The sequence below is a fragment of the Nevskiales bacterium genome (assembly GCA_035574475.1).
Taxonomy (GTDB): Bacteria; Pseudomonadota; Gammaproteobacteria; order Nevskiales; family DATLYR01; genus DATLYR01.
Genome location: DATLYR010000185.1, coordinates 1 through 6,837, shown reverse-complemented (window position 1 = coordinate 6,837; position 6,837 = coordinate 1). Strand labels below are relative to the sequence as shown.

The 6,837-nt window shown below is 66.3% G+C and carries 5 protein-coding genes; 2 read left to right on the top strand and 3 right to left on the bottom strand.

Annotation, left to right across the window (positions count from 1 at the left end):
* The first annotated feature begins 355 nt into the window (after positions 1–355).
* The gene (locus VNJ47_11155; GenBank protein HXG29387.1) at positions 356–2,341 is read left to right on the top strand and encodes an SDR family oxidoreductase; all 1,986 of its coding nucleotides are present in this window, start codon (positions 356–358) and stop codon (positions 2,339–2,341) included.
* Between the two features lie 21 nt (positions 2,342–2,362).
* Positions 2,363–3,550: a saccharopine dehydrogenase NADP-binding domain-containing protein gene (locus VNJ47_11150; protein HXG29386.1), complete on the top strand. Its 1,188-nt coding sequence runs from the start codon at positions 2,363–2,365 to the stop codon at positions 3,548–3,550.
* A gap of 21 nt (positions 3,551–3,571) precedes the next feature.
* On the opposite strand, the gene VNJ47_11145 is transcribed toward VNJ47_11150, so the two are convergent.
* The 3 genes from VNJ47_11145 to VNJ47_11135 all read right to left on the bottom strand — a co-directional run.
* On the bottom strand, positions 3,572–4,687 hold the full coding sequence (locus VNJ47_11145; GenBank protein HXG29385.1) for a cytochrome c peroxidase: 1,116 nt from the start codon (positions 4,685–4,687) through the stop codon (positions 3,572–3,574).
* 1 nt (position 4,688) lies between these two features.
* Entirely contained in the window at positions 4,689–5,246 is a 558-nt protein-coding gene (locus VNJ47_11140; GenBank protein HXG29384.1) for a FixH family protein, read from the bottom strand.
* Positions 5,243–6,837, bottom strand: a 1,595-nt coding sequence (locus VNJ47_11135; protein ID HXG29383.1) for a hypothetical protein, incomplete at its 5' end; no start/stop codon positions are given. The genes VNJ47_11140 and VNJ47_11135, both read right to left, overlap by 4 nt.

Here is a 6,837-nt window from a genome sequence, read left to right as displayed (position 1 = left end):
AATGCCCTGCCAGCCGAAGTACGGCTTGATGCCGACGAACTCGATCGGCTCGAACATCATGCGGATCGCCACCAGCTTGGTGACGTAACCGATGAAGGCTGCGACAAACGGCATCGACAGGTACAGCCAGCCGTTCTGCTGCACATCGGCCAGGATTTGCGCCCAGGATTGCATGGTTACTGGCCCCCGCAACGATTGTGCCCGAAGGCCGCCGCCGCGGATAGCGCCGGGCCGCTATGCGGCGGCGGCCGGCCTTGCGTCTGCCTGTGGGCGGGGGTTTACTAGGCAGTCCAAACGCCCGCGACTGCGGCCGGGAATCCCGGCCTGCCGGCGGGTATCACCTCGGGAGCAAACCGTGAATTACCTCGTCACCGGCGGCACCGGCTTCATCGGCCGCTTCGTCATCAAGAATCTGCTGGCGCGCAAGGGCGCCGTGGTCCACGCGCTGATCCGCGAGTCCTCTAGGGACAAGCTCGACGACCTGCGCAAGCGCACCGGCGGCACCGCGGAGAACCTGATCCCGGTCTGGGGCGACATCACCGAGGAAGGCGTGATCGCCCCCGCGGCCCTCAAGAAACTCAAGGGTCAGGTGGATCACGTGTTCCACCTGGCCGCCGTCTATGACATGAACATGGACGACGCCACCGCCGACAAATTCAACAGCCAGGGCACGCGCAACGTCGTGCAGCTGGTCAATGCGCTCGGTGGCAAGGTCACCCTGCACCATGCCAGCTCGGTGGCGGTGGCCGGCCGGCACTTCGTCGGCACCTTCACCGAGGACATGTTCGACGAAGGCCAGGACCTCGACCATCCCTACTACCGCACCAAGTTCGAGTCCGAGAAAATCGTACGCGAGGCGTGCACCGTCCCCTGGCGCGTGTATCGCCCGGGCATGGTGGTGGGCTCGTCGGAAACCGGCGAGATGGACAAAATCGACGGTCCCTACTACTTCTTCAAGACCCTGCAGAAGATCCGCGACAGCGTGCCGAAGTGGATCCCGTTCCTCGGCATCGAGGGCGGCGTGATGCCGGTGGCACCGGTGGACTATGTCGCCAGCGCGATGGTCTACCTCGCGCACCAGCCGGGGCTGGACGGCAAGGCCTTCCACCTGGTGCAGTCGCCGCCGCCTACCGTGGGCGACGTGCTGGCCACGCTGATGGATGCCGCGCACGGCCCCGAGCTGGCCAAGCGCATCCGCGTGCCCGATGTACAGCGCCTCCTGCCCAAACCGGCACGCCGGCTGGCGCGCCGGCTGCCGATCGACGGCCTGACACGCGAGATCTCCAAGGCCATCGGCGTGCCGATCTCGCTGCTCACCACCATCAACTACCAGGCGGTATTCGATGACCGCCAGACACGCGCGGCGCTGAAGGGTTCCGGCATCAAGTGCCCGGAGCTGCACGAGTACGCCGAGAAGCTGTGGCAGTACTGGGAATACCACATGGACTACGACACCGACGTGCCACGCAAGCTCATCCAGCGCGTGCGCGGCCAGGTGGTGCTGATCACCGGCGGCTCCAGCGGCATCGGCTTTGCTACCGCCAAGAAGCTGGCGGCGGCCGGCGCACGCGTGATCCTGGTGGCACGCACCGAGGAGAAGCTGAAGGAAACCAAGGAGATCATCGAGCGTCACGGCGGGCTGGCCTATTACTACGCCTGCGACCTGAACAACATGGAGGCGATCGACGCCATGGCCGACCAGGTGCTGCGCGACCACGGCCACGTGGACATCCTGATCAACAACGCCGGTCGCTCGATCCGGCGCGCGGTGGTCGAGTCCTTCGACCGCTTCCACGACTTCGAGCGCACCATGCAGCTGAACTACTTCGGCGCCGTGCGCCTGATCATGAGACTGCTGCCGTCCATGTCCAAGCGCAAACGCGGCCACATCATCAACATCTCCTCGATCGGCGTGCTGGCCAATGCCGCGCGCTTCTCGGCTTATGTCGCCAGCAAGGCTGCGCTGGACGCGTTCTCGCGCTGCCTGTCGGCCGAGGTCAAGGCCTGGAACATCGAGATCAGCACCATCTACATGCCGCTGGTGCGCACGCCCATGATCGCGCCGACCAAGCTGTACGAGTACGTGCCGACCTATTCGCCCGAAGACGCCGCCAACATGGTATGCAAGGCGATCGTGGAGAAGGCCAAGCGCGTCAAGACGCCGCTCGGCGCCACCGCCGAGCTGTCCTACGCGCTGTGGCCCAAGGTCAACGATTACATCCTGAGCCGCGGTTACCTGCTGTTCCCGTCCTCGGCCGCGGCCAGGGGCGGCGGCAAGGAGCAGCGGCCCACGGCGGAAGGTATCGCGCTGGCCACCGTGCTGCGCGGTGCACACCTGTAAGGGGGAATGACGAAACCAGCCATGCCCAAGAATACGAACCCCTCCTACGACATCGTCCTGTACGGCGCCACCGGCTTCACCGGCGGGCTGACGGCCGAGTACCTCGCCCGCCATCCGGACCTGGTGCCGGAGCGTTTCGCGCTCGCCGGCCGCAGCCGCGAAAAGCTCGAAGCGGTCAAGCGGCGCCTGGTCGCGCTCAACCCGGCCTGCGAGAAGATCGGGCTGATCGAGGCCGACAGCAGCGACCCCGCCTCGCTCGAGCGGCTGGCCTGGCAGACGCGCGTGGTCATCACCACGGTCGGCCCCTATATCCGTTACGGCGAGCCGCTGCTGCGCGCCTGCGCCGAGGCCGGCACCGACTACGTGGACCTGACCGGCGAACCGGAATTCGTCGAGCGCATGCAGCACGCCTACGGCGAAACCGCGGTGCGCAGCGGCGCACGCATCGTCAACTGCTGCGGCTTCGACAGTATCCCGCATGATCTCGGCGCGCTGTTCACGGTGCAGCAGCTGCCCAAGGACGGCCCGGTGACGGTGGAGGGTTTCGTGCGCGCGCGCGGCAACTTCTCCGGCGGCACCTTTCATTCCGCGGTCACCGCGATGGCGCGCATGCGCGAGTTCCAGCGCTGGCGCAAGTCCGTGCGCGGCAGCCGCACGGAACGGCGCGGCGCGCGGCGCCTGCGCAGTCGCATCCAATACCGCAAAGAGCTGGGCAGCTGGGTATGTCCGATGCCGACCATCGACCCGCAGGTGGTGATGCGCTCGGCGCGCGAGCTGCCCAAACAGTACGGCACCGACTTCGCCTACGCGCATTACATGCAGGTCAAGCGCCTGTCGACGCTGGCCATGATCGTCGGGGGCACCGGCGCGCTGTTCGCGGCCGCACAGGTCAAGCCGTTGCGTGAGCGAGTGCTCAAGCTGCGCAATCCCGGCGAAGGCCCGAGCGCGGAGGAACGCGCCAAGGGCTGGTTCCGCGTGCGCTTCCTCGGCACGGCCGGCGGCCGGCGCGTGGTCACCGAGGTGCGCGGCGGCGATCCCGGCTACGGCGACACCGCCAAGATGCTGGCCGAATCCGCGCTCTGCCTAGCGCGCGACCCGCTGCCGCAGCGCAGCGGCTTCCTCACCCCGGCGGTGGCGATGGGCGATGCGCTGATCGCACGGCTGCAGCGGCACGCCGGTATCACGTTCGAGGTAATCCAGAAATCGTAAGCTGGGCGGTGCGCACCGTTATTACAAAGTCTCCAGGAACGCCCGCAGATCGTTCATTTCGTCTGGCGTCAGTCCGAGCGGGAACAGCTCGGAGTGACCCAGCAAGGGGCCCGGATCGAGAGCGCGGTTGTAGTGATCGAGTACCTCGCCCAGAGTGACGAAGCGCCCGTCGTGCATGTACGGCGCAGTCCGTTTCACGCCACGCAGCGAGGGCGTCTTGAAGGCACCCACCCACTCGGCGGCGCCCGGCCGGCTGAACGTCAGCTGTGGACAGACGCGATCGGGATCGTCGCTGTAGCGGCTGCGGCAATTCAGGCCACTGGCAAGTACCGCGCGCAGTCCGTCGGCGCGACCGCGGTCGGGCGGCAGGCCAGGCAACGGCGGTAACCCGATATTATGGAAAGCATGATTGGTCAGCAGCGGACCGTGGTGACAGCGCAGACACTGGCCGCGGCCGATGAATAGCCTCAATCCGCGTCGCTCGGCTTCGTCCAGATACGCTGCGGCTTTTTCGTTACCTGCGGCCACAGCGTCGGCATAGACATCGAACCGCGTCGGCGCGGGTTTCAGCGTCCGCTCGTATGCCGCGATGGCCTTGCCGACGTTGACCGAAACCTGACGAGCCGGTTGTGCGTCCGGCGCGCCGAACAGCGCCTCGTAATCCCTGCGGTGATACTGCGTGATCGCGCGCTTGAGTTCGGCCTCGCTCAGGCCCTGCTCGGCCGGATGACTGAGCGGGCCTAGCGCTTGTGCCCACAGACTGTCCGCGCGCCCGTCCCAGAAGAGCCAGGGACTCCAGGCCACACCCAGCAGCGTGGGCGTATTGCGTCGCGAAGCGCCCAAGCCCCGTGCGCGGGACAGGCCATCGGTAAAGGCGCGCTCGGGCTGATGGCAGTGGGTGCAGGCCACACGCCCGTTGCGCGACAGACGCGGATCGGCAAACAGTCGCGCACCGAATGCGGCAGCGCGTGGATCGTCGGCATAACGGTTGGACGGGTCCGGGGGGGGTGGCGGCAGTCGGCTCAGGGAGAGCGCAGCGATGGTCACACGCTGTTCGGTGCTCCACTCCGGTTGCGCACGCTGGCAGGCGCTCAGTGTCAGCGCCAGACCCAGGGTCAGCGCGAGACCGGCACGCATGTCAGCCAGCCTGAATATTGAAGGTCACGCTGTCATCGCGCTGCTGACTGTAAATGTAGAGGCTGACCTCCCACCAACCGGGCATGCTGAACTGCAAACCCTCGACGCGGTACTCACCAGGCGCACCGCCGCGGGTCACCCGCGGCCGCGTGGGCAGGCCGTGACCGTGCTCGGGCATGCCGCCGCTGACCTGCAGCGATGCGCCGGCAACCGGTCTTTTGTCCGCATCAACGATCAACAGCCGCCAGGATTCGAAGCCCTGCGCCTGCGATACACGCTCCAGAATGCGGACCCGGTACCGGCCCTGCCGCGTCTGTCGCTCATGGGAGAAATCTACGCGCGCACTGAAATCGGTACCTTCGCGGAATGCCGCGCGGCGGATCTGCTGGTAGCGCGGACTTTCCGGCACCCACTTGATGGGACCGATATTGGCCGGGCGCGCTTCTGCGGGCGGGATCTCGATCTCTGTCGCGGCGGGCGACGCGGCGGTATCGTGACGGCCGCAGCCCGCAAGCAAGGCCGGCAGCAGGACGACGGCGATGGCGGCCCGCGGTTTCACTGCAGCGTCACCGAGCCGACGGCGAGCGGCAGGCCTGCGTAATCCGCATCGGCGGGTTGGCCTTCGAACTGCAGCTGAGTGAGCGTGAAGCTGACGCGCTGGGTACCCGAACCACCGCCCGACGAGCCCGAACTCGAATCACCGCCGCAGGCACTCAGGCCCAGCGCCAGTACGACCGTGAGGGCCAGCGACACACGGGCCGAGCGGCGCGCACTGCCGAACAGGGTCAGCAACAGACTGCCGGCACCACCCAGCCCGAGTGTGGCCATCAGTAGAACGCTCCCGGAACCATCTGCCGGCAGTGCGGCGAGACTCTGTATACGCTCCAGCTCGACCAGCGTGGCCTCCTGCACGGGCACACTGACGGGGGTATCGAAGCTGAAGCTGAGGGTGCTACCGTCCAGTTGCCCCTGCGCCGTAAACGTGTTGCCGCGGATGTCGCGCACCACCAGGCGCAGGCCGCCCAGCGCAGCAACCGGGCCGCTGGCGCTAAGCGTCACACCCTGCAGGCGGTGCGTGCTGTTACTGTCGTTGTGCAGAACGAAATAGCCGGCAAGATTTCCGCGGCCGTGGGCCGCGGCCGCCGCCACCGCCTGGGCGGGATTCTCCGATGTGATCCGGCTGACGCCGGGTTCGCGGCCTGCCGGGGCATTGAGGGCGCTGAAGAACGGGCAGTTGCCCTTCGAATCCGGGTTGGTGCGGCTGTAATTCAGACACTCCACGTAATCCACCAACCGGTTCGGCCGCGCGGTGATGAGCTGCTGGATGATACTGGGGTCGCCATCCGCGCACTCGGTGGGCAGGCCCATGACGCCCAGCGGGCCCAGGTCGGATGTGACCTCACCTTGTCTTGAGGTGTTGTCCACGAAGCAGTTGCCGGTGCCGCTGTTGTCCCACCAGATATCCACGCCATTCGGCTGCGAAAGCGCGACCGGGCCGAGGCTGTTCTCGCCGAAGCGGTTACCGATTACGCGGTTGAAATGGGCAGTGAACACCGGGTTGAGCAAGACATCACTGTTTTCCGGCTTGGTCACCGCCCCCAGCACGTCGTTGACGGTGGAAAACTGGCCGGTCGGATCGTTTTGTTCGAGGGGACCGCTGATCCCGGCCTGGTCAAGCGGACTCTGCGGGTTGTCGGTCAGCTTGTGGATCAGCGTCGGGATCGCCAGCAGCCACAGGCCCTGGCGCCAGTTGTCGAATACCTGGTTCTGCGACACGACATCGTAGTTGCCGCCGGCGATGATCATGCCGGTACCGGTCGGAAACGGGATCGGCGGGCACACCACGGTCCGATCCATGATGGCTTCCTGGAAATCCGCGGGCAGTTCGTCAAAATAACGGAACTCCGCCGGCACTACACCGCGTTCGCTCGGCTTCTTGGTGACACAGGGGCCGTCCGCCGTAACCAGCTTGTAGTAGTCCTTGTTGTTGGAATAGATCTTGTTGTTTTCCCACAGCGCGTGATCCTGCGGCATGCCGGGATGCCCGCCGAACACGCTCTCGGTCGCCATACCGGTCTGATTCTTGTAGAACTCGCTGTTGTGCACCCAGGGTGCGTTGCCGGCGGTACCGGAATAGCCGAGCGCGGAGT

Excerpts from the sequence above, each read along its gene's own strand:
- VNJ47_11150 (HXG29386.1), top strand. The coding sequence starts at position 2,363 with ATGCCCAAGAATACGAACCCCTCCTACGACATCGTCCTGTACGGCGCC.
- VNJ47_11145 (HXG29385.1), bottom strand. The coding sequence starts at position 4,687 with ATGCGTGCCGGTCTCGCGCTGACCCTGGGTCTGGCGCTGACACTGAGC.